This window comes from uncultured Sphingomonas sp. (assembly GCF_913778135.1).
Lineage (GTDB): Bacteria > Pseudomonadota > Alphaproteobacteria > Sphingomonadales > Sphingomonadaceae > Sphingomonas.
On sequence record NZ_CAJYVU010000059.1, the window covers coordinates 23,257 to 44,717 of the forward strand.

At 67.0% G+C, this 21,461-nt stretch carries 15 protein-coding genes; 7 read left to right on the forward strand and 8 right to left on the reverse strand.

Annotation, left to right across the window (positions count from 1 at the left end; genetic code table 11):
• Nucleotides 1–39 precede the first annotated feature (39 nt).
• Nucleotides 40–1,800, reverse strand: coding sequence for a DUF885 family protein (locus tag QZ847_RS06250; RefSeq protein WP_294354376.1), 1,761 nt, complete (start codon nt 1,798–1,800; stop codon nt 40–42).
• A gap of 469 nt (nt 1,801–2,269) precedes the next feature.
• Between QZ847_RS06250 and wecC the strand changes: the two genes are divergently transcribed.
• The 3 genes from wecC to wecB all read left to right on the forward strand — a co-directional run bounded on the left by wecC (nt 2,270) and on the right by wecB (nt 5,871).
• Nucleotides 2,270–3,568, forward strand: a complete 1,299-nt coding sequence (wecC, locus tag QZ847_RS06255; protein ID WP_294354379.1) for a UDP-N-acetyl-D-mannosamine dehydrogenase — start codon at nt 2,270–2,272, stop codon at nt 3,566–3,568.
• A 58-nt stretch (nt 3,569–3,626) separates the two neighbouring features.
• Nucleotides 3,627–4,631, forward strand: coding sequence for a GDP-mannose 4,6-dehydratase (locus tag QZ847_RS06260; RefSeq protein ID WP_294354382.1), 1,005 nt, complete (start codon nt 3,627–3,629; stop codon nt 4,629–4,631).
• Between the two features lie 76 nt (nt 4,632–4,707).
• Nucleotides 4,708–5,871, forward strand: coding sequence for a UDP-N-acetylglucosamine 2-epimerase (non-hydrolyzing) (gene wecB / locus QZ847_RS06265; RefSeq protein ID WP_366930173.1), 1,164 nt, complete (start codon nt 4,708–4,710; stop codon nt 5,869–5,871).
• Between the two features lie 34 nt (nt 5,872–5,905).
• On the opposite strand, the gene tal is transcribed toward wecB, so the two are convergent.
• From tal to QZ847_RS06280, 3 genes are all read right to left on the reverse strand, one after another.
• Nucleotides 5,906–7,009, reverse strand: coding sequence for a transaldolase (tal, locus tag QZ847_RS06270; RefSeq protein WP_294354383.1), 1,104 nt, complete (start codon nt 7,007–7,009; stop codon nt 5,906–5,908).
• An 88-nt stretch (nt 7,010–7,097) separates the two neighbouring features.
• A complete protein-coding gene (gene tkt / locus QZ847_RS06275; RefSeq protein WP_294354386.1) occupies nt 7,098–9,176 on the reverse strand; it encodes a transketolase in 2,079 nt (692 codons plus the stop codon).
• 122 nt (nt 9,177–9,298) lie between these two features.
• Entirely contained in the window at nt 9,299–9,460 is a 162-nt protein-coding gene (locus QZ847_RS06280; protein WP_294354388.1) for a DUF1674 domain-containing protein, read from the reverse strand.
• Nucleotides 9,461–9,571: 111 nt separating this feature from the next.
• On the opposite strand from QZ847_RS06280, the gene QZ847_RS06285 reads away from it, so the two are divergent.
• From QZ847_RS06285 to purH, 4 genes are read left to right on the forward strand one after another with little or no spacing between them, the layout of a single operon-like run.
• A complete protein-coding gene (locus QZ847_RS06285; protein ID WP_294354392.1) occupies nt 9,572–10,831 on the forward strand; it encodes an RsmB/NOP family class I SAM-dependent RNA methyltransferase in 1,260 nt (419 codons plus the stop codon).
• A 25-nt stretch (nt 10,832–10,856) separates the two neighbouring features.
• Nucleotides 10,857–11,519 (forward strand): ribulose-phosphate 3-epimerase, encoded by a 663-nt coding sequence (gene rpe, locus QZ847_RS06290; RefSeq protein ID WP_294354396.1) that lies wholly within the window; start codon nt 10,857–10,859, stop codon nt 11,517–11,519.
• A complete protein-coding gene (locus QZ847_RS06295; protein WP_294354398.1) occupies nt 11,516–13,255 on the forward strand; it encodes a heparinase II/III family protein in 1,740 nt (579 codons plus the stop codon). Before rpe ends, QZ847_RS06295 begins: the two co-directional genes overlap by 4 nt.
• 60 nt (nt 13,256–13,315) lie before the next feature.
• Nucleotides 13,316–14,887 (forward strand): bifunctional phosphoribosylaminoimidazolecarboxamide formyltransferase/IMP cyclohydrolase, encoded by a 1,572-nt coding sequence (gene purH / locus QZ847_RS06300; RefSeq protein WP_294354401.1) that lies wholly within the window; start codon nt 13,316–13,318, stop codon nt 14,885–14,887.
• Nucleotides 14,888–14,893: 6 nt separating this feature from the next.
• Here purH and QZ847_RS06305 read toward each other — a convergent pair whose 3' ends face one another.
• From QZ847_RS06305 to QZ847_RS06320, 4 genes are all read right to left on the reverse strand, one after another.
• Nucleotides 14,894–16,432: a lipopolysaccharide biosynthesis protein gene (locus QZ847_RS06305; protein WP_294354404.1), complete on the reverse strand. Its 1,539-nt coding sequence runs from the start codon at nt 16,430–16,432 to the stop codon at nt 14,894–14,896.
• Nucleotides 16,429–19,212, reverse strand: coding sequence for a DNA polymerase I (gene polA, locus QZ847_RS06310; protein ID WP_294354407.1), 2,784 nt, complete (start codon nt 19,210–19,212; stop codon nt 16,429–16,431). The genes QZ847_RS06305 and polA overlap by 4 nt, the downstream gene beginning before the upstream one ends.
• A 98-nt stretch (nt 19,213–19,310) precedes the next feature.
• Nucleotides 19,311–20,456, reverse strand: a complete 1,146-nt coding sequence (locus QZ847_RS06315; protein ID WP_294354420.1) for a serine hydrolase — start codon at nt 20,454–20,456, stop codon at nt 19,311–19,313.
• A 171-nt stretch (nt 20,457–20,627) separates the two neighbouring features.
• A partial coding sequence (locus tag QZ847_RS06320; RefSeq protein WP_294354410.1) for an FAD-binding protein occupies nt 20,628–21,461 on the reverse strand: 834 nt, incomplete at its 5' end.

Below are 21,461 nucleotides of genomic sequence, written 5' to 3' on the forward strand. Positions count from 1 at the left end.
AGGCCGTCCTTCTTCGTTTCAGCGCTCGCTGTTCCTTGATTAGCCAGCGGTCGCAGGCTTCGCCTTCTCCGCCGCGATCCATCGCAGCATTTCCGCCTCCATCGCGGGCAGCGGCACCGATCCCATGTTCAGCAGCGTGTCGTGAAAAGGCCGCTGGTCGAAGCGTGTGCCGAGTTCGCTCTCCGCCTTCGCGCGCAGCTCGCGCATCTTCATCTCGCCCAGCTTGTAGGCGAGCGCCTGCCCTGGCCAGCTGATGTAGCGGTCGACCTCGATCTCGACGTCGAGCTTGGCAAGTGCGGTGTGCGACGACAGGTAATCGATTGCCTGCGCGCGCGTCCAACCCATCGAATGCAGCCCGGTGTCGATCACCAGTCGCGCCGCGCGCCACATCTCGAACGTCTCGCGCCCGAACTCCTCATACGGCGTGCGGTACATGCCGAGCTTGGTGCCGAGCCACTCGGAATAGAGCCCCCAACCCTCACCGTAGCCGGAGAAGTAGGTTTGGCGTCGGAACGCTGGACGGTCGGGTGCCTCCAGCGCCATCGCCGCCTGATGGCTGTGGCCCGGCACGCATTCGTGCAGCGTCAGCGAGACGAGATTGTAGAGCGGACGCGACTTCAGATCATAGGTGTTCATCAGACAAGCGCTCAACCCGCCGCGACCCGAGGTATAAACGGGCGCCATCGCATTGGGCACCGGCTGGATCGTAAAGCGATAGCGCGGCAGCGTCGTAAACACGTCCTTCAACCGCCCGTCCATCCGCTTGGCGACGAGCGCGGAGAAGCCGAGCAGCTCGTCGGGCGTCTTGGCGTAGAACTGCGGATCGCTGCGCAGGAAGGCGAGGAACTCGGAGAAGGAGCCCTTGAACCCGGTCTGCGCGATCGTCGCCTTCATGTCGCGGTCGATCCGCGCGACCTCGGACAAGCCAATCCGGTGGATCTGCTCGGGCGAGAGGTCGAGCGTGGTATATTCGCGAATCTGGCTGCGATAGAAAGCGGGGCCGTCCGGCAATGCCGCCGCCGACAACGACGTTCGCGCACCCGGCACGTAGGTGTCGCGGAAGAAGACGAGCAGTTTTGCGTAAGCGGGCGCCGCCTGCGTGTCGATCGCCGCCTGCGCCTGCGCCCGTAGTTGCGCCTGCTCGGCGGCCGGGATCGATGCGGGCATCTCCTTGAATGGATCGAACAACGGGTTGGCCGCGCCCGTCATCGTGTACGCTTCGATCGTCTTGTCGCGCCCCGCTAGCGTCACGCGTGGCGGCGTGAACCCGCGCGCGAGGCCGGCACGCATGTTGGCGATATTGCCGTCGAACCAGCGTGGCACGTCGCGAAGCCGTCCGATGTAGCGGCGATAGTCGTCCGCGCTCTCCAGCGCGGCATAGGGCTTCACCTCACCCCAGAAGTAACTGTCGCTGTTGAGCGGCGCCTCGTAGGTGCGGAAGTCGATGTTGGCGACCTCGGCGCGCAGCGACTCGGTGAGAACGGCGGCGTTCAACCTTTCCTCGGGCGACAGGTTGGCGGCGGGGATAGCGGCTACACGGGTCAGTACATCCTGCCAGTAGGCGCGACGCCGCGCCCAGTCGGTGGGGGTCACGGCAGGAAAATGGTCGTCGCTCTCGCTACGCAAACCGTCGCTGACCTGCGCGAACTCGCGTTGTCGCCAGACCCACTCCGCGTCGTAGATCCCCTTAAGCTCGCGGTCGGCTGGCGTCGGCGCTGTCGCGACAACAGGTTGCGCAATCAGCGAAGTCGGGGTCAACGACGACAGACCTGCGATAACAGCCCAGTGCTTATTCACCATCCACCCCGCTTATAACTCCGCAACAGCGCATCGTTTAGACGAGGCTTAGTCTGATGCCTGGGCAGCGGGCAACATCAGGGAGGGTCCGCCAAAGCGAAGAAAGGTGTCTCGCACCGCCTCTCGAAAACAGAGTCCCCTGCGAGAATTTAAGTACGCTCGTCGTTCAGGTAAGCACCGCCGCAACGACTGCCCAAAAGGGGAGGCAAAGCGCCAACCCTATCGCAACCCCCGTCATCGGCGGCATCTTCTCCGCGAAGACGACAGATCCTCTCTCATCTATTGGGTCTTTTGTCATAGTAACAATGGTACGTTTTAATCCCTTGAAAGTTCCTTTATCGTGCGGACCGCATCTGACATGATGCGGCATACGCCAAAAGGTCGACGTTACCGAAAACGCAACCACTTGTGCGGCATGACGCACACCGACCTGTCCGCCGCTCGCCGCGGGCGTGGAGGAAAGAGGTAGCTCGTGCTCGGCGGAACGGAACTGAAGGTCTGCGTACTGGGACTAGGCTATATCGGCCTGCCAACCGCGGCGGTCATCGCGCGCACGGGTGCCCAGGTGCTGGGCATCGACGTGTCGCCACACGTGGTGGAAACGGTAAACTCGGGCCGGGTCCATATCGAGGAGGTCGATCTCGACGGGCTGGTATCGGGCGTGGTCGCGCGCGGCAGCTTGCGCGCCTCGACGCAGATCGAACCCGCCGACGTGTTCGTCATCGCAGTGCCGACGCCGTTCGGGGCCGATCACGTACCCGACGTCGGTTACGTACTGAAAGCAGCCACCGCGGTCGCGACCGTGCTGAAGGCAGGCGACACCGTCATCCTCGAATCGACCTCGCCCGTCGGCACGACCGAGCAGGTACGCGACTTCATCGCGGAATTACGCCCCGACCTTAAGGTGCCGGGTCGCAGCAGCGGCGGGCACGCCGATGTCGCGATTGCTTATTGCCCGGAGCGCGTGCTGCCCGGGCGCATCCTGGTGGAATTGATCGACAACGACCGCGTGATCGGCGGGATCACGCCGCGCTGCGCCAGGCGCGCGCTCCACTTCTATCGCCGCTTCGTACGCGGCGCCTGCGTCACCACTACCGCACGCGCGGCGGAAATGACTAAGCTGACCGAGAACGCATTCCGCGACGTCAACATCGCGTTCGCCAACGAGCTGTCGCGCGTGGCGGAAACGCTTGGCGTCGACGTATGGGAAGTGATCCGCCTCGCCAACCGCCACCCGCGCGTCAACATCCTGCAGCCCGGCCCCGGCGTCGGCGGCCACTGTATCGCGGTGGATCCGTGGTTCCTCGTCCACGGCGCGCCCGACGACACGCAGCTGATCCGCACCGCGCGCGAGGTGAACGATGCCAAGTGCGACCATGTCATCGCACGCGCGTCGGCGCTGATCGCGGCGCATCCGGGGGCGTCGGTCGCGTGCCTGGGGCTCGCGTTCAAGGCGAACATCGACGATTTCCGTGAGAGCCCCGCGCTCAAGGTCGCGGTGGCGCTAGCGCAGCGGTTCGGATCGCGCGTGCAGATCGTCGAGCCTTACGCCGACACGCTGCCGTCCGCGTTCGACGGCACTGGCGCGACGCTGGTCGACCTCGACGACGCGCTGGAACGCGCCGGCGTGATGATCGCGCTGGTCGACCATGACCTCTTCCGCTCGGTCCCGCTTGAGGAACGCTGCGACAAGCACGTCTACGACACACGAGGCATCTGGCCCGACCAGCCCGCGGTCGCCGACAGCCGAGCGATGCGGCTCGCCAGTTAGCCGCTGCGAGCGATCGAGAAGCACGCTAGGATTAGCGAGGTCCGCAAGGGAACGACAGATGACGACATTGGTGACCGGCGCGGCCGGGTTCATCGGGATGCATGTGGCCGAGCGGCTGCTCGCGCGCGGCGACCGCGTCATCGGGATCGACGTGATCAACGATTACTACCCACCGGCACTCAAGCACGCGCGGTTGGCGCGATTGACCGCGCGCTACGGTGATCGCCTTACCTTCCTGCGCATCGACTTCGCCGACATGGCCGCGCTGACCGAAGCGCTCCAACCGTACGAGTTCGACCGCATCGTTCACCTGGGCGCGCAGCCGGGTGTGCGCTACTCGATCGAGAACCCGCACGCCTATGTGCAGGCGAATCTCGTCGGCCACCTCAACCTGCTCGAGGTCGCGCGTCATCGCCGTGTCGCGAATCTGGTCTACGCCTCCTCCTCCTCGGTCTACGGCGGCAACACCAAGATGCCGTTCGCGGTCGAGGACCGCGTCGACCATCCCGTCTCACTCTACGCCGCGACCAAGAAGGCCGACGAGTTGATGAGCGAGACCTACGCGCACCTCTATCGCCTGCCGCAGACAGGCCTGCGCTTCTTCACCGTCTACGGGCCATGGGGGCGGCCCGACATGGCGCTATGGCTGTTCACTGAGGCAATGTTCGCGGGCCGTCCGATCAAGGTGTTCAACAACGGCGACATGCAGCGCGACTTCACGTTCATCGACGACATCGTCTCGGGCGTTGTTTCCTGCCTCGATCAGCCGCCCGCCGACGATGGCGCGCCCAAGCCGGGCGGCAGCGTCGCGCCGCATCGGCTCTACAATATCGGCAACAACAATGCCGAGCAGCTCGGCCGCATGATCGACGTGCTCGAACAGGCGACCGGGCGCACCGCGATCCGCGACTATCAGCCGATGCAGCCGGGCGACGTTCATTGCACCTTTGCCGATATCTCCGCGATCAATCGCGATCTCGGCTATGCGCCGACCACGTCCATCGACATCGGCATCCCGCGCTTCGTCGACTGGTTTCGCGACTACCACGCAATTGACGGCTGATCGCATCGTGGCACGATAACCGCTTCGTTAAGCCTGCCGCGGTAAGCTGGCACGCGAACGGCCAAGCGGGGTTGTAGTGACGATCAAGGTTCTGTCGGTGTTCGGCACCAGACCCGAGGCGATCAAGATGGCGCCGCTCGCGCTCGCGCTCGCTGCCGACGCGCGCTTCGACGCCAGGGTGTGTGTAACCGGGCAGCACCGCGAGATGCTCGATCAGGTCATGCGGCTGTTCGGCCTTTCCGCCGATCACGATCTCGCCGTGATGCGGCCGGGGCAGGACTTGACCGGGGTCGCGACCGCCGTGCTGTCTGGGATGGCTGAGGTGTTCGCGCGCGAGACGCCTGATATCGTGCTGGTCCACGGCGACACGCTGACCACGCTTGCCGCCTCGCTGTCGGCCTATTGGCACCGCATCCCCGTTGCCCATGTCGAGGCGGGCCTGCGCACCGGCGACCTCTATGCGCCCTGGCCCGAGGAGGCGAACCGCAAGCTGACCGGCGCCCTCGCCGCGCTCCATTTCGCGCCGACGATCCGCTCGGCGCAGAATTTGCGCGCCGAGGGCATCGATCCGCGGGTCATCACGGTGACGGGTAATACCGTGATTGACGCGCTACTGGCCGTCGTCGCGCGGCTGCGCGGGGATGCAGACCTACACGCGCGGGTGACCGCCGACCTGCCGCTGCCCGCACCCGGCCGGCGCATGGTGCTGGTGACCGGGCATCGGCGCGAGAATTTCGGTGCCGGGTTCGAGCGTATCTGTGCCGCGCTCGCCCGCCTCGCACGTGCGTTCCCGACCGTCGATTTCGTCTACCCGGTTCACCTGAACCCCAACGTGCAGGAGCCGGTCAATCGGCTGCTGAGCGGCCTCGCCAACGTGCGCCTGATCGCGCCGCTCGACTATCTGCCCTTTGTCGCGATGCTCGACGCCGCGACAATGGTGCTGACCGACTCGGGCGGCATCCAGGAGGAGGCGCCGTCGCTCGGCAAGCCGGTGCTCGTGATGCGTGATACGACCGAGCGGCCCGAGGCGGTCGATGCGGGCACGGTGCGGCTGGTCGGCACCGATGAGGAAGCGATCGTCCGCGAGGTGACGCGCCTGCTGACCGACGCGCACGCCTATGCGGCGATGAGCGGCGTCCATAATCCTTACGGCGACGGACACTCAGTGCCGCGGATCATCGACGCGCTGGTCGGTTGGGCGGCGGTGCGCGACGAGGCGACTTACCGCGCCAGCGCATAACCGCTCTGCCGGCAAACCCGGCGGAGCATGAGCCTCAGGCTGCCTTCTGCTTGCCGATCGCGGCGAGCAGGTCGTCAAACGACTTGGTGAAGCTCGCCACGCCCTCGTCGACCAGCGTCTTCGTAACCCCGACCAGGTCGAGGCCGAGCCGATCAGCATCCGCGATCACCTTGCGCGCAGCCTCGACATCCTCGGTCAACGTGACCTTGACCGTGCCGTGGTCGCGGAACGCGTCCATCGTCTTCGGCGGCATGGTGTTGACCGTTTCCGGACCGATCAGTGTGTCGACGTAGAGCGTGTCAGGATATTCGGGGTTCTTCGTGCCCGTCGACGCCCACAGCAACCGCTGCGGCTGCGCGCCCTTGGCGGCCAGCTTCTGCCAGCGGTCGGAGGCGATGAACTCCTCGTACCATGCATAGGCGAGCTTCGCATTGGCGATCGCGACCTTGCCCTTCAGCGCCTTCGCCTCGTCGCCGCCGATGCCTGCATCGATCTTGTCGTCGATCTTGCCGTCGATGCGGCTGACGAAGAAGCTCGCGACGCTGGCGATCTGGTTGATGGGCATGTCCTTCGACACGCGCTCCTCCAGACCCTCGACATAGGCGTGCGCGACCTTCTTGTACGCCTCGACCGAGAACAGCAGCGTTACGTTGACGTTGATCCCCTTGGCGATCGTATCGCGGATCGCGCGGACACCGTCGTCAGTGCCGGGTATCTTGATCATCAGGTTGGGGCGATCGACCGCCTTCCACAGCCGCTCGGCCTCCTCGGCGGTTTCGGGACCCTTGAGCGCGAGATAGGGCGAGACCTCAAGGCTGACATAGCCGTCCTTGGCCGAGAGCCGGTCGTAGACCGGGCGAAGCACATCGCACGCTGCCTGGATGTCCTTGATCGCCTGGGATTCGTAACGTGCCATCGGCTCAGCATTCGGCGTCGCCTTGTCGAACTCGGCGAATCCTTCGGCATAGGCGTCGCCCGACCCCATCGCCTTTTCGAAGATCGTCGGGTTGGAGGTGACGCCGGTCACGCCGTCTTCGTCGACCAGCTTCTTAAGTCCACCGGCATCGAGGAACTTGCGGTCGACGAAGTCGAGCCACGGCGCCTGACCGATATCGCGGAGTTGTTCGAGCTTGCTCATGCCTTGATCCTCTGGTCGCCGGTGGACGGAACGTGTTAAGCCGATATGGTGATGCGCGCCGCCCGTCTCCGCGGCGCGCCGGTCTGGGTCAGCCCATTACTTCCTTGGCGACCTTCACCACGTTCTCGACCGTAAAGCCGTATTTGTCCTGCAGCTTGGCGATCGGGGCCGAAGCACCGAAGGTCGACATGGTGATCGTCCGGCCTTCGTACCCGACGTAGCGATCCCAGCCGATCTCGCCCGCCATCTCGATCGCGACGCGCGCCTTCACCGACTTGGGCAACACGCTCTCCTTGTAGGCGTCGTCCTGCTTTTCATAGCGGTACCAGCTCGGCATCGACACGACGCGGGCAGCAACGCCCTCTTCCTTGAGCTTCTCGTATGCCTTGAGCGCCAGCGACACTTCGGAACCCGTCGCGATCAGGATCACCTGCGGATCCTCGCTGTCGGCGAGCACATAGCCGCCCTGCGCAACACCCGCGGCGCTCGCGTATTTGCTGCGGTCGATCGTCGGCAGCGCCTGGCGCGACAGCACCAGTGCCGCCGGCGTGCTGCCGTCCTTCATCAGCGTGCGCCACGCTTCCGCGACTTCGTTGGCGTCACCGGGACGGAACGTGTCGAGCCCGGGGATCGCGCGCATGGTGGCGAGATGCTCGATCGGCTGATGCGTCGGGCCGTCCTCGCCGACGCCGATCGAGTCGTGCGTGTAGACCCAAACCGACCCGACCTCCATGATCGCCGAAAGGCGCACTGGCGCGCGCATGTAGTCGAGGAACACGAGGAAGGTGGAGCCGTAGGCTCGCAGGTGCGACAGCGCCATGCCGTTCACCACCGCGCCCATGCCATGCTCGCGGATGCCGAAGTGGAAGTTGGTACCGCCGTAATTGTTCGCCTCGAAGGAGGGTGCACCCTTGATGTCGGTCTTGGTCGAAGGCGCGAGATCGGCCGAGCCGCCGAGCAACCACGGCACCTTCTTGACGATGGCGTTCAGCACCTTGCCGCTCGAATCGCGGCTGGCGAGGCCCTTCTCATCCGCATCGAAGGTCGGGATCGCGTCTTCCCATCCGTCGGGCAGTTCGTCGGCGAGCAGCTGCTTGAGCTCGGCCGCCTCGGTCGGGAACTGCCCAGTGTACTTGGCAAGCAGCGACTCCCATTCCTCGCGTAGTTTCTCGCCGCGGCCGCGCACCGCCTGCTCGAACGCCGTCTTGGCATCGGAGGGAACGTAGAAATCCTTCTCCGGCCAGCCATACGCTTTCTTGGTCTCGGCGATCGCCTCAACGCCCAGCGGTTCGCCGTGTGCTTTCTCGCTACCCGCCTTGGGGCTGCCCCAGCCGATCACCGAATGCGCGACGATGAAGGTGGGCTTGTCGTTCGTCGCCTTGAACGTGTCGAGCGCAGCATTCATCGCGGACAGGTCGTTGACGTCGTTGACGTGCATGACGTTCCAGCCATACGCCTCGAAGCGCTTGCCCACGTCCTCGTCGAACGCGAGGTCGGTCGCGCCCTCGATCGATATGTGGTTGCTATCGTAAATCCAGCACAGGTTCGACAGCTTCAGGTGGCCGGCGATGCTCGCCGCCTCGGCGCTGACACCCTCCATCATGTCGCCATCGCCACACAGCACGTAGACGTCGTGATCGAACAGCGTGAAGCCGGGCTTGTTGTAGCGCGCGGCGAGCCAGCGCTCGGCGATCGCCATGCCGACCGAGTTGCCGCAACCCTGCCCCAGCGGTCCCGTCGTCGTCTCGACTCCCGTCGTGTGGCGATATTCAGGGTGGCCAGGCGTCTTCGACGACAGCTGACGGAATTGTTTGATATCGTCGAGGCTGATCGCGGGATTGCCGGTCTTCTTGCCCGACCCATCAACTTCTTCGACGCCCGCCAGGTGCAGCAGCGCGTAGAGCAGCATCGAGGCGTGACCGACCGAAAGCACGAAGCGGTCGCGGTTGGGCCACTGCGGCGCACCCGGATCATAGCGGAGATAGTTGTTCCACACGGTCCAGCCGACCGGCGCCAACGCCATCGGCGTACCCGGATGGCCCGAATTCGCCTTCTGCACCGCGTCCATCGACAAGGTGCGGATCGTGTCGATCTGCAGCCGCGCGGGGCTGCCGTCCTCGTGCAGGTCCGTGGCCTTGGCGGCGGGGGCGGTAGCGGTGTCAGTCATCGGGGAGCCTCTTGTCGGGTTGAAGCGCGAACGCACCGATGCGCGCCCGGTTGCCGAATGTCCGCCGCCTTAAACGCTCGCCCCGCCTTGTTCCATAGCCGTAACGGTGTCAGCGTGGCGGTTCAGAAGTCGATCGCGATGCCCTTCTTCTCCCAATCGCCGTAGCGAACCGGATCGCGGCCGAGCGGGTCTTCCGCCGGCCGCTGCATCGGCTCGGGCGCGGGGACGGGCGTGTTGGGCGTCAGATATTCGGGCGGCTTCACGTTTTCGGGTCGCTTTCCCATGAACCGGCCTTTCGGATTGTGCGCGTGGTGCCCAAGCGACATATGGGCCGGCATGAACGGCTTCAAGACGACCGCCCTTTCCGACGAAGCACGCGGCTGATGGCGCGCGACATGACGCGGGCGGGCGAGCCGCTCGGCACCGCGCCCCGGCGGGCAGCGCTCCGCCTGCTCGACGCGGTGCTGCGGCGCGGTGAGGCGCTCGATGCCGCGCTGCCACTCGCCACGCGTGCGCTCCACGGCGGCCCTGACCGCGGCCTCGCGCACGCGATCGCCGCGGAGACGCTGCGGCGGTTGCCCGACCTGGACGCGTTGATCGACTCCGCAACGCGGCAGCGCCTACCCGACGATGCCAAGGCGCGCTTCGTGCTGCGTATCGCACTCGTGCAGGCACTGTCGCTCGGCACGCCGCCGCATGCCGCGATCGCGACCGTGCTGCCGCTGATCGATGGCGGGCCGAAGCGGTTGGTGCACGGCGTGTTCGGCACGCTGATGCGGCAGAACGCAGCGCTGCCCGAGCAGCCGACGCTGCCCGCGCACGTGGCGGAGCGCTGGCGTACGCACTGGGGCGAGGCGATGGTCGCCGCTGCCGCGCGCGCGATCGCGGCGCCGCCGCCGCTCGACCTGACGCTGCGCGGTGACAATGTGGTTCACCCCGACGGCGTATCGCTCGCTCCCGGTCACGTTCGGGTCGAGGGAGGCGACGTGCCGACGCTCGCTGGCTATGCCGAGGGTGGCTGGTGGGTGCAGGATGTCGCAGCCTCGATCCCCGCACGGCTGATCGGGCGCGGCGCGGGCCATGCCCTCGACCTGTGCGCCGCACCTGGCGGCAAGACGCTGCAACTCGCCGCCGCCGGCTGGCAGGTCGAGGCGATCGACGTGTCGCAGACCCGCGCCGAGCGCTTGGCGCAGAATCGCGCGCGCACCGGGCTGTCGTTCGATACGGTGATCGCCGACGTGCTCGATTGGGCGCCGGCCACTACCGCCGACGCGGTGCTGATCGATGCTCCGTGCAGCGCCACCGGCATCTTCCGCCGCCACCCCGACGTGCTCTACCGCGCGCATCCGGCGGTGATCGCGGAGGCAGCGGCGTTGCAGGCGCGCATCTTCGATCGTGCGGCCGGTTGGGTGAAGCCCGGCGGCATGCTCGTCTACGCGACCTGCTCGCTTGAGCCGGACGAAGGCGAGGCGCAACTCGACCGCTTCCTTGCGGCCCATGACGATTATGCGATCGAACCGGCGCGCAGCGACGAGCTGCCCGCCGGGATCAGCGCACACTCGAACGGCTATGTCCGCACGCTGCCGACCATGCTCAGTGACGCGGGCGGCTGCGACGGGTTCTTCGTCGCACGCTTGCGCCGCGCTGGCGGATAGCGTGGACGCACGCTAGGGCTGCGCGATGCAGAAAGCCGTCCGCATCGCGCCCTCGATCCTGTCCGCCGACTTTTCCAAGCTGGGCGAGGAGGTCCGCGCGATCGACGCGGCGGGTGCCGACTGGATCCACATCGACGTGATGGACGGGCATTTCGTCCCCAACATCTCGATGGGACCGGCGGTGGTGAAGGCGATCCGCCCGCACACGACCAAACCTTTCGACGTCCACCTGATGATCTCGCCCGTCGACGCCTACCTGGACGCCTTTGCCGAGGCCGGCGCGGACACGATCACCGTCCATCCCGAAGCGGGGCCGCACATCCACCGCTCGCTCCAGCACATCAAGTCGCTCGGCAAGCGTGCGGGCGTCGTGCTCTGTCCGGGTACGCCCGCCAAGATGCTCGACTATCTGATCGACATGGTGGACCTGGTGCTGGTGATGAGCGTCAATCCCGGCTTTGGCGGGCAGCATTTCATCGAGAGCCAGCTGAATAAGATCGCTGCCATCCGCAAGATGATCGACGCAACCGGGCGCGACATCGACCTGGAGGTCGACGGCGGGATCGATCCTGACACCGCCAAGCGCGCGATCGAAGCCGGTGCCGACGCGCTGGTCGCAGGCACCGCCACCTTCCGCGGCGGCCCCGAGGCCTACGCCGGCAACATCCAGGCGATTCGCGGCGAATGAGCGACGCGCGCGCCGACGAGCAACGGGATGGCGGCGCGCGCGACACGATCGACGCGGGCCATCGCATGGTGCGCGCGGTGGGTGAGGGAAATGCGTCGCTTGGACAGCGCGTTGCGGATTACTTCGACCGACTGACGTGGCGCACACCGATCCACGACATGCGGCTGAAGGGCCGTTATCCGCGCAAGTTGCTCGCCGTACCGGCCGATCCAATCGCCGGCAGCGCGGAATATGGCGAGGCGCTGACCGCGGGGTGGCTGGCGTGGCGCACCGAGTTCCGCGCGCTCGACGAGGTGACGTTCGCGTCGAGCATCGGCAGCACCGCGTTCGACGACCACGCGCAGAGCTTCGCCTGGCTTCGCGACCTGTGGGCGACGCCTGATCGTACCGCCGCGACGCGCACGGCGGAAATCCTGACGCAGCGCTGGCTCGCGGTACATGGTGAACGCGTGACCGAGCGCGGCTGGCGCCCCGATCTGTGGGGGCGGCGCATGCTGATATGGACCGCCCACGCACCGCTGCTCCTGTCGTCCACCGACCTGATCTATCGCAGCAGCGTGCTGAGCGCGCTCGCGCGCGGCGCACGCCACCTCGACCGCACCGCGGAAAAGACCCCGGTCGGCGTGCGTCGCATCGCCGCCTGGTGCGGCGTCGTCGCGGCCGGGCTGCTCATCCCCGGTGGCGATCCGCGCCGCGCGATCGGCGAGGCCGGGCTGGAGCGTGCGCTGGCCATGTCGATCGGCAGCGACGGCGGCATCGCCAGCCGGAGCCCACGCGATCAGTTGGACGCGATCGAGCTGCTCGCGTGCCTGCGTGCAGCCTATGATGCGCGGCGGCTCGATCTGCCCGAGGCGGTCGCGCAGGTGCTGGCGCGGATGGTGTCGGCGATGCTCGGGACGATGATGGGCGACGCGGGCCTGTCGAGCTGGCAGGGGTCCGGGCCGATCGCCGCGGACGAGGTGCAGGCGGTGCTCCATGCCAGCCGCGTGGTGCGGCGCCCGCTGCGGCAGGCGAGCAACCGTGGCTATCAACGCATCGCGGCGGCGCGCAGCGTGCTGGTGATGGATGCGGCGCCCCCGCCCACCGCGCCGAGTGCGGCAGGCGCGTGCGCGTCGACACTGGCGTTCGAACTGTCGGATGGCGAGCAGCGTGTCGTCGTCAATTGCGGCGGTGCAGGGATGATCGCGGACGCCGGGCTGTCGGCAGGGCTGCGCTCCACCGCCGCGCATTCAACGCTGGTGCTCGCCGACAGCAACTCGACCGCGCTGCTGCCCGATGGCGCGCTCGGGCGCGGCGTGAGCGAGGTCGACCTGTCGCGGCAGGAATCGGACGCGGGCAGCCGGATCGAGGCGCGTCACGACGGCTACGCCCGACGCTTTGGCTTTCGCCATCATCGCACGCTGACGATGGCTGCCGACGGGCTGGAACTGCGTGGCGACGACTCGCTGGTACCGACGGGCAAGCGGGCGGCGCGCGGACAGGTGCCGTTCGCGATCCGCTTTCACCTGGGTTCGGGCGTCGAGGTGCTGGCGAGCCCCGACGCGCAAGGGGCGACGCTGATGACACCGGGCGGCATAACGTGGCACTTCCGCGCGGGTGGCGCGACCGTGGTGATCGAGGACAGCGTGTGGATCGATCCCGAGGGTCAGGTCGTGCCGACCAGGCAGATCGTGGCGGGCGGCAGCGCCGACCCGGGCGGCGCGAGCGTCAGTTGGGTCTTCAAGCGCACACGGTGAACTGGCCCTTGAAGCGCGCCCGCTGAGCGGCCAAGGCCCCCGGAAACCATGAGTACAGCCATGACCAGCATCACGATCAAGCGCGCGCTTCTTTCCGTTTCCGACAAGACGGGGGTGGTCGACCTCGCCCGCGCGCTCGCCGACAAGGGGGTCGAACTCGTCTCGACCGGAGGCACCGCAAAAGCGCTGCGCGATGCCGGGTTCGACGTGCGCGACGTATCCGATCTGACCGGCTTTCCCGAGATGATGGACGGGCGCGTCAAGACATTGCACCCGATGGTGCACGGCGGGCTGCTGGCGGTGCGCGACGATGCGGCGCACGCCGCGTCAATGCAGGAGCACGATATCGGTGCGATCGACCTTGTGGTCGTCAACCTCTACCCCTTCGAGGCGACGGTCGCAAAGGGGGCTGAGCGCGACGAGGTGGTCGAGAACATCGACATCGGCGGCCCGAGCATGGTGCGCTCCGCGGCAAAGAACCATGCCTATGTTGCAATCGTCACCGACCCCGCAGATTACGCGCTGGTCGCAGAGGGCGAGACCAGCCTCGATGACCGCAAGCGGCTGGCGGCAAAGGCGTTCGCGCTGACCGCAGCGTATGATGGCGCGATCGCGCGCTGGTTCGGGCAGGTCGACCAGGGCGCGGCCTTCCCAGACGTACTGCCGCTAACGCTCCGACGGCAAGGCGAGCCGCTGCGTTACGGCGAGAACCCGCACCAGTCCGCGGCCTTCTACGCCGCGAACGACGGAGTGCGCGGCGTCGGACAGGCGCGACAGGTGCAGGGCAAGGCGTTGTCATACAACAATTACAACGATGCCGACGCAGCACTGGAGCTTGTGGCGGAGTTCCGCGACGCCGCACCCACCTGCGTGATCGTCAAGCATGCCAATCCATGCGGCGTCGCGACGGCCGCGACGTTGGAGGAAGCGTACGCGCAGGCGTTCGCGTGCGATACTGTCTCGGCGTTTGGCGGTATCATCGCGCTCAACCGTCCGCTCGATGCGGCGACTGCGAAGGCGATCACCGGCATCTTCACCGAGGTGGTGGTGGCACCCGACGCCGACGAGAAGGCGATCGCGCTGTTCGCCGCCAAGAAGAACCTGCGGCTGCTGCTGACCGGCGACCTGCCCGAGCCTGCGCGCGGCGGATTGTTCGCGAAGTCGATCGCGGGCGGCTGGCTGGTGCAGGGGCGCGACAATGGTGTCCTCAACGACAACATGATGAAAGTCGTGACCAGGCGCCAGCCGACCGCGCAGGAACTGGCAGACTGCCGCTTCGCCTGGACGATCGCCAAGCACGTCAAGTCGAACGCGATTGTCTACGCGAAGGACGGTGCGACCGCAGGCGTCGGCGCGGGGCAGATGAACCGGCTCGAGTCCGCGCGGATCGCCGCGTGGAAGGCCAAGGATGCGGCCGAGAAGGCGGGCTGGAACGAGCCACGTACGATCGGCTCGGCGGTCGCCTCCGACGCGTTCTTCCCCTTTGCCGATGGATTGATGGCGGCGGTCGAGGCGGGTGCCACGGCGGTTATCCAGCCGGGCGGATCGATCCGCGACGACGAGGTGGTCGCTGCCGCCGACGCAGCGGGGCTGGCGATGGTGTTCACCGGCATGCGCCACTTCCGGCACTGATGCCGACTAACTGGTGAAGCCACCCTCCTTCGGCAGGGTGGCTTCTTCGGCCTTGGGCATCTTGGTGAACAAGGAGCGGTCTTCAGGTCCGAAGGCATAGCGCCAGATCATCCACAGGTAGATCGCGGCGGTCGCCGGAATGCCGACGGCCAGCTGGATCGCGCGGTGCCCGGGTGGCAGCAGCGTGAAGGTTCCGCCCACCAGCCCCGCGGCGACTGCCGCCCAGGCGAGCGGCCAGCGCATCGGCGACACCGATGCGCCCAGCATCCGCCGCAGCACGCGCGCCTTGATGACCGAGGTCAGCAGCAGCGTCACCATCAGCGCGACCGGCGCACCCGCGGCCTGCTCGGTCAGGCCAAAGCCAAAGCCGCGCATCCCGAGAATGAACGCGAACGACAGCGCTACCTGCACACCCAACATCGTCGCCGAGATTACGAGGTTGCGATGACGCGCCATATAGACGAGCGCGGATTCGCTGACCGCGCCGGTCGATGCGAACACCTCCGCAAACAGTAGGAACACCATCGCCGCCGCGCCGCTCTCGAACTGTGCGCCGACCGAGGCCATCACCGCCTTGCGCGGGATCGACGCCATCAACGCGAGGCATAATTGCGCCGCGATGATCCAGAACGCGACCTGCCGCACCTGCCGCGCGATCGCACCATAGTCGCGCCGCGCGAGGCTCTGCGTCACGACGGGTCCGAGGATCGGGTCGAAGCTGGTCTTGAGCTTCTGCGGCAGGCTCGCGACCTGTTGCGCCATGTAATAGATGCCGACCACCCCTGGCGCGAACAGTACGCCCAGCACGATGCGGTCGACGTTGCGGCTGCCCCACTCCAATGCATCGGCACCCGCGAGCGGCGCATTGGCGCGGGCGAGCTGGAACAGTCCACGCAAATGCGGCGACCAGCCGGTCGGGATGCCATAGCTGCGCACCAGCGGCACGATGCTGGCGATCAGCGCCGCGGTCATCGACGCGACGTAGGACAGGATCAGCCCGTCGCGCAGCGTGAAGAAGGAGAAGGCGTAGGCCGCACCCGACAGCGTCCAAGGCTCGACCACCGCGCGTGCGGTGACGCTCGCTTTCACGTCGTGGCGGTAGGCGAGCGCGGCGAGACTCACGTCGGAGAGCGCGGGCGCGAGTATAATGAGCGGGAAAAAGCGATCGAGCCCGGTGATCCAGCTGCTCGGGTACATCAGCTGCGGAAAGGCGCACAGCAGTGCGCTCGCACACAGCGATACGATCAGCGCGACCGTCAGCGCATCCGCGACGACCGCGTTGTGCGGTCGGTCAGTGCTGCTCAGCGCCTGCGCGAGCCCGCGCTTCAACCCCAGCGTTGCCACCAGCGCGGCGAGTTCGACCACCACCACTGCGATCGCAAAGCGCCCGACCAGCGCCGCGCCGTAGAGATGCCCGGCGATGAACAGGAACGGAATGCGCGCGCCCAGCCGCAGCACGAACCCCGCGACGTTGGTGCGCCCGCCCTTGGCGAGCGCCGCGATGTCCTTCTGCTCGGCCGGCACGGCGCCGGCGACGCTCGTCAATGCGCCGCTCCCCAGCTCGCCCCCGTGCCGATCTCGACACCCAGCGGCACGTCGAGCTTGACCGCAGGCTCGGCCGCGGTAGCCATGACGCGCTCGATCACCTCGCGTGCCGCGTCGACCTCCGCGTCCGCGACCTCGAACACCAGTTCGTCGTGAACCTGGAGTAGCATGTGCGTGTTCGTGAGCCCGGCGGCGGCGAGTGCGGGCTCCATCCGCACCATCGCGCGCTTGATGATGTCGGCGCTGGTCCCCTGGATCGGCGCGTTGATGGCGGCGCGCTCTGCACCCTGCCGTTCGTTCTGCACCTTGCTGCGAATGCGCGGGAAGTGCGTCTTGCGCCCGAATAGGGTAGTGGTGAAACCGCGCTCACGCACCCCCGTCAGCGTCTCCGCGATGTAGCGGTTGATGCCGGGGAAGCGATCGAAATAGCGGTCGATCATCGCTTGCGCCTCGTCCGCCGAGATGTCGAGCCGGCCGGCGAGCCCCCAGCGGCTGATGCCGTAGAGGATCGCGAAATTGATCGTCTTGGCGCGCGCGCGATTGTCGCGCGTCACCTCGCCGAACAGCTCCTGCGCGGTCAGGCTGTGGATGTCGTCGCCGTTCGCGAACGCCTGCTTCAGCGCGGGCACGTCGGCCATGTGCGCCGCCAGCCGCAGCTCGATCTGCGAGTAATCGGCGGCGAGGATGACGTGGCCGGGTTGTGCCACGAACGCGTCGCGGATCTGGCGGCCGACCTCCTGCCGGATCGGTATGTTCTGCAGGTTCGGATCAGAGGACGACAGCCGCCCGGTTTGCGCACCCGTCAGCGAGTAGCTGGTGTGGACACGACCGGTCGACGCATTGATCTGTTCCTGCAACGTGTCGGTGTAGGTGTTCTTGAGCTTGGTCAGCCCGCGCCAGTCAAGAACCTTGCGCGCGATCTCGGCACCAGCCGAGTCCTTGTCGGCGGCGAGGCGTTCGAGTTCGTTGACGTCGGTCGAATAGACCCCGCTCTTGCCCTTGCGCCCGCCCTTCAAGCCCAGCCGCTCGAACAGCACGTCGCCGAGTTGCTTTGGGCTGCCTATCGTAAATGGACCGCCGGCGAGATCGTGGACCACAACCTCAAGCGCGGCGATCTGCGTCGTGAAGTCCGCCGACAATGCCGCCAGCCGCTCGCGATCGACCATGATCCCGCGCTGTTCCATGCGGGCGATGACGGGAACGAGCGCACGATCGACCATCTCGTAGACGCGGGTGGCACTTTCCGCGGGCAGCCGCGGCTTGAAGCGGCGCCACAGCCTCAGCGTCACGTCGGCGTCCTCCGCGGCGTAGCGGGTCGCCGCCTTCAGATCGACCTCATGGAAACCGAGTGCCTTCTTGCCCGTGCCGACCACGTCCTTGTAGGCGATGCACGAATGCTGGAGGTGCGTCGCGGCGAGTTCGTCCATGCCGTGACCGTGAAGCCCTGCGTCGAGGTCGAAGCTCATCACGATCGTGTCGTCGAGCGGCGCGATCCTCACGTCGCCCAGCCCGTTGGCCGCATAGGCGCGGTTGAGCACGATCAGGTCGTACTTGAAATTGTGCCCGACCTTGAGGACGCCGGCGTCCTCCAGCAGCGGCTTGAGCTTGGCGAGCACCAGCGCCGCGTCGAGCTGCGCCGGGCGTTCGGCGAACATGTCGCTGCCGCCGTGAGCCAATGGAACATAGCAGGCGCGGTTTGGAGCGAGCGCGATCGAGAGGCCGACGAGGGTGGCTAACATCGGGTCTTTGGACGTCGTCTCGGTATCGAGCGCGAGCCAGCCCTGAGATCGCGCGGCGGCGATCCATTCGTCGAGCTTGGCCTCGTCGACCACCGTTTCGTAGCCGTCGTGGTCGCACGCCGGCTCGTCGTCGAACTGGACGCCGGGCACCTTGGCCTCGGGCGCGGGCGCGTCAGCGACCTGGCCTAGCCGCGAGAGCAGCGACTTGAAGCCGTGATGTTCGAGAAAGGCGCGCAAGGGCGCCTCGGGAATGCCCTTGAGCGCCAGATCCTCGAGCGGTTCGGGCAGCGGCACGTCGCAGGCGAGTTCGACCAGTCGCCTGGACAGCCGCGCGTTGTCGGCGTGTTCGAGCAGATTGTCCTTCAACTTGCTCTTCTTCATCTCGGGTGCGGCGGCGAGCACACCCTCGACGTCGCCGAACTCCTGGATCAGCTTGGCCGCGGTCTTGGGACCGACGCCGGGCACGCCGGGCACGTTGTCGACCGAATCTCCCATCAGCGCGAGCACCTCGCCGACCTTGGCCGGGGGCACGCCGAACTTCGCCTCGACATCCGCCGCCATCAGACGGCGATTGTTCATCGTGTCGAGCATGTCGAGGCTGCCGTCCTCGACCAACTGCATCAAATCCTTGTCCGACGACACGATGGTCACCTGCCAGCCTTCAGCCAGCGCCGCCTTGGCGTAGCTGGCGATCAGGTCGTCGGCCTCCCATCCCTGTTCCTCGATGCAGGGCAGCGAGAAGGCGCGGGTCGCATCGCGGATCATCGGAAATTGCGGAACGAGATCCTCGGGTGGCGGCGGGCGGTGCGCCTTGTACTGGTCGTACATCTCGTTGCGGAAGGTGACCGACGATTTATCGAGGATGACCGCCATGTGCGTCGGCCCGTCGGCCTTGTGCAGGTCGTCCGCCAACCGCCACAGCATCGAGGCGTAGCCGTAGACCGCGCCGGCCGGCTCGCCATGCTTGTTGGTGAGCGGCGGCAAACGGTGATAGGCGCGGAAGATGTAGCCCGAACCGTCGACTAGATAGAGATGCGGCATGACCGCTGGCTTAGGCGGTTTCAGGCCATCGCGAAACCGCCGCGCTGCGCTTCGGTCACGCGGCGTTGCGAAAGCGCAACGCCTGCGACATCGAGGACTCAGCCGTCGCTCGCGTCCTCGCCGACGTTGGCGCCCGCGTGCCCGCCGGTCAGTGCGGCGGCGACGTTCTGAATCAGTTGCTGGCGCACGCGCATCGGCGCGCGCGTGTCGCCGATCATCACCGCGACCGCGTAGCGTTTGCCATCGGGCGCGGTCAGCAGGCCGACGTCGTTGAAGCCGGCATTGCGCCCGGCGAGCTCCTGCCCGGTGCCGGTCTTGTGCGCGATCGTCCATCCGCTAGGCAGTGCGGCGCGCAGGCGCGCGCGACCCGTGACCGAGGCGCCCATCGTGTCGAGCATGACGCGGGTCGATGTCTCGCTCAGCAGGTCGCCGCGCGCCAGCCGCGCGAGCGCGTCGGCGATCGCGAGTGGTGCGGCGCCGTCGGGTGGATTGTCGATGTAGCGCTGCATCGCCGCGGCGCGCACCTCGGGCGACAGTCGCGCGCGCGCCGCCTCGAACCCGCGCCCCAGCGCCATCGACTGGTTCCACGTGACGCCGGCGGTGCCGCTCTGCAGCAGGCGCTCGCCGGGGCCGAAGCGGATCGCCCCCAACTGGTGCTCGGCGATGAAGGCGCGGACCGCCGAAGGGCCGCCCACGAGCGTCAGCAGCCGGTCGTTGGCGGTATTGTCGCTCTGCGTCAGTGCGCGTGTCAGCAGCCCCATGACGGTGGTCTGGTAGCCTTCGCCGCGCACCAACGACGCAATCGGCTGGTGGAACAATGTCAGGTCGTTCGTGGTGACGAGCACGGGATCGTCGAGCCGCAGCTTGCCGGCATCGCGCTGCGACAGCACGGTTAGCGCTACCCACAATTTGCTGACGCTCTGCTGCGGCATGCTGAGCGCCCCGCCGCGTTGAACGGTCCAGCCGTCGTCGACCGCGCGGATCGCGGCACCGGCCTTGCCGGGGAAGTCGGCGATCAGCCGGTCGACCTCGGCGCGCAGCCGGGCGGGCGCAGCATTGTTGACCGGCAGCGGGCGCGCGGCCGGCACCGGCATGCTGACGATCGGCCCAGTGTCGCCCTGCGTCTCGGAGGAGAGCGGCGCCCGCCCGCCGTAATTGGCACCGGGATTGGGCACTACCCCGCCGCTGCACGCCACCACCAGCGCCAGCACGCCCGCCAATCCCAACAACACGCCGTTACGCATTCGTACCCGCACCTCGCCCGCTGCCGCCTTGTTGAGACGAGGCCGCGCCAAACGGCAATGCTCGGGCCGCCGGTCTGCGACCATCACCCTCGTCGCTGCGACGAGATGTTGTGACGATGCGACGGGCAGACAAGGATGGCAGCTCCGCAAGCACCTGCTACATCACGCTTTTCACGGCACCAGCACGGTGTCGACGGCCTCAGACAGCATCCCGGGGTAATCGAGCGTGAAGTGCAGTCCGCGGCTCTCGTGACGGTGTAGCGCGGAGCGGACGATCAGGTCGGCGGTCCCAATCAGGTTGCGCAGTTCGATCAGGTCGGCGGTGACACGGAAATGGCCGTAATGCTCCTCGACCTCCTGCGTCAGCAGGTCGATGCGACGCTTGGCACGCTGCAGCCTTTTGGTGGTGCGCACGATGCCGACATAATTCCACATGAAGCGGCGGATCTCGGTCCAGTTCTGCTTGATGACGACTTCCTCGTCGGAGTCGGTGACGCGGCTCTCGTCCCAGGCGCGGATCGCAGGCACGGGCGGCAGCGTGTCCCAGCATCCTGCGATATGGCGCGCCGCGGCCTCGCCGAAGACGAAGCATTCAAGCAGCGAATTGGACGCGAGCCGGTTGGCGCCGTGCAAGCCGCTCTCGGTACATTCGCCCGCGGCGTAGAGCCCGGGCAGGTCGGTGCGTCCGTCGCGATCGACGACGATACCGCCGCAAGTGTAATGCTGTGCGGGCACCACCGGGATCGGCTGCGTCGTCATATCGATGCCCAGCCCGAGCAGCTTCTCATGGATGTTTGGGAAATGCGCGCGCACGAAGTCGGCGGGTTGGTGGCTGATGTCGAGGTGGACGTAATCGAGCCCGTAGCGCTTGATCTCCGCATCGATCGCGCGCGCCACCACGTCGCGCGGCGCGAGTTCCATCCGCTCGGCATCGTAATAGGTCATGAAACGCTTGCCCGTCGCCGGGTTGATCAGCCGCCCGCCCTCGCCGCGCACCGCCTCGGT

Excerpts from the sequence above, each read along its gene's own strand:
- QZ847_RS06250 (WP_294354376.1), bottom strand. The coding sequence starts at position 1,800 with ATGGTGAATAAGCACTGGGCTGTTATCGCAGGTCTGTCGTCGTTGACC.
- QZ847_RS06260 (WP_294354382.1), top strand. The coding sequence starts at position 3,627 with ATGACGACATTGGTGACCGGCGCGGCCGGGTTCATCGGGATGCATGTG.
- tal (WP_294354383.1), bottom strand. The coding sequence starts at position 7,009 with ATGAGCAAGCTCGAACAACTCCGCGATATCGGTCAGGCGCCGTGGCTC.
- tkt (WP_294354386.1), bottom strand. The coding sequence starts at position 9,176 with ATGACTGACACCGCTACCGCCCCCGCCGCCAAGGCCACGGACCTGCAC.
- QZ847_RS06280 (WP_294354388.1), bottom strand. The coding sequence starts at position 9,460 with ATGGGAAAGCGACCCGAAAACGTGAAGCCGCCCGAATATCTGACGCCC.
- QZ847_RS06285 (WP_294354392.1), top strand. The coding sequence starts at position 9,572 with ATGACGCGGGCGGGCGAGCCGCTCGGCACCGCGCCCCGGCGGGCAGCG.
- rpe (WP_294354396.1), top strand. The coding sequence starts at position 10,857 with ATGCAGAAAGCCGTCCGCATCGCGCCCTCGATCCTGTCCGCCGACTTT.
- QZ847_RS06295 (WP_294354398.1), top strand. The coding sequence starts at position 11,516 with ATGAGCGACGCGCGCGCCGACGAGCAACGGGATGGCGGCGCGCGCGAC.
- purH (WP_294354401.1), top strand. The coding sequence starts at position 13,316 with ATGACCAGCATCACGATCAAGCGCGCGCTTCTTTCCGTTTCCGACAAG.
- polA (WP_294354407.1), bottom strand. The coding sequence starts at position 19,212 with ATGCCGCATCTCTATCTAGTCGACGGTTCGGGCTACATCTTCCGCGCC.
- QZ847_RS06315 (WP_294354420.1), bottom strand. The coding sequence starts at position 20,456 with ATGCGTAACGGCGTGTTGTTGGGATTGGCGGGCGTGCTGGCGCTGGTG.